Raw genomic sequence first — 1,495 nt, forward strand, 5'->3', positions numbered from 1 at the left:
CATCAACTCGAAACTCCTTCGGGTTGTATGGTTAAGTGACTAAGCGTACACGGTGGATGCCTTGGCAGTCAGAGGCGATGAAGGACGTATTAACTTGCGATAAGCCCAGATTAGGTAGTAAAAACCATTTGAGTCTGGGATTTCCGAATGGGGAAACCCAATACCATAAGGTATTACTGTTGAGTGAATACATAGCTCAACAGGGCGAACCGGGGGAACTGAAACATCTAAGTACCCCGAGGAAAAGAAATCAACCGAGATTCCGAAAGTAGCGGCGAGCGAAATTGGACTAGCCCTTAAGCTTTACACGCGTTAGACGAACAGCCTGGAAAGGCCGACGATACAGGGTGATAGTCCCGTAGTTGACGACGTGTGTTCAGTGAAATCGAGTAGGGCGGGACACGTGATATCCTGTCTGAATATGGGGGGACCATCCTCCAAGGCTAAATACTACTGACTGACCGATAGTGAACCAGTACCGTGAGGGAAAGGCGAAAAGAACCCCTGTGAGGGGAGTGAAATAGAACCTGAAACCGTGTACGTACAAGCAGTAGGAGCAGGCTTTGTCCTGTGACTGCGTACCTTTTGTATAATGGGTCAGCGACTTATATTCAGTGGCAAGGTTAACCATCTAGGGGAGCCGTAGGGAAACCGAGTCTTAACTGGGCGTTCAGTCTCTGGATATAGACCCGAAACCAGGTGATCTAGCCATGGGCAGGTTGAAGGTTGAGTAACATCAACTGGAGGACCGAACCGACTAATGTTGAAAAATTAGCGGATGACTTGTGGCTAGGGGTGAAAGGCCAATCAAACCTGGAGATAGCTGGTTCTCCCCGAAAGCTATTTAGGTAGCGCCTCGGATGAATACTACTGGGGGTAGAGCACTGTTAAGGCTAGGGGGTCATCCCGACTTACCAACCCTTTGCAAACTCCGAATACCAGTAAGTACTATCCGGGAGACACACGGCGGGTGCTAACGTCCGTCGTGGAGAGGGAAACAACCCAGACCGCCAGCTAAGGTCCCAAATTACTACTAAGTGGGAAACGATGTGGGAAGGCTCAGACAGCCAGGATGTTGGCTTAGAAGCAGCCATCATTTAAAGAAAGCGTAATAGCTCACTGGTCGAGTCGGCCTGCGCGGAAGATGTAACGGGGCTAAGTAGTAAACCGAAGCTGCGGCAATGCACTTTAGTGCATTGGGTAGGGGAGCGTTCTGTAAGCGGTTGAAGGTGTGTGGTAACGCATGCTGGACGTATCAGAAGTGCGAATGCTGACATGAGTAACGATAAAGGGGGTGAAAAACCTCCTCGCCGGAAGACCAAGGGTTCCTGTCCAACGTTAATCGGGGCAGGGTAAGTCGACCCCTAAGGCGAGGCCGAAAGGCGTAGTCGATGGGAAACGGGTTAATATTCCCGTACTTCTTACAATTGCGATGGGGGGACGGAGAAGGCTAGGTGGGCCTGGCGACGGTTGTCCAGGTTCAAGTGCGTAGGCT

Annotated in this window: 1 rRNA gene (cut by a window edge); it reads left to right on the forward strand. The window is 50.8% G+C overall.

Annotated features, from left to right (window positions below):
- The first annotated feature begins 29 nt into the window (after positions 1–29).
- Positions 30–1,495: ribosomal RNA gene (locus R7P35_RS23545) — 23S ribosomal RNA — on the forward strand (it continues 1,498 nt past the right edge of the window).

It is taken from the genome of Vibrio sp. Vb0304 (assembly GCF_033338995.1).
In the GTDB taxonomy this organism is placed as follows: domain Bacteria; phylum Pseudomonadota; class Gammaproteobacteria; order Enterobacterales; family Vibrionaceae; genus Vibrio; species Vibrio alginolyticus.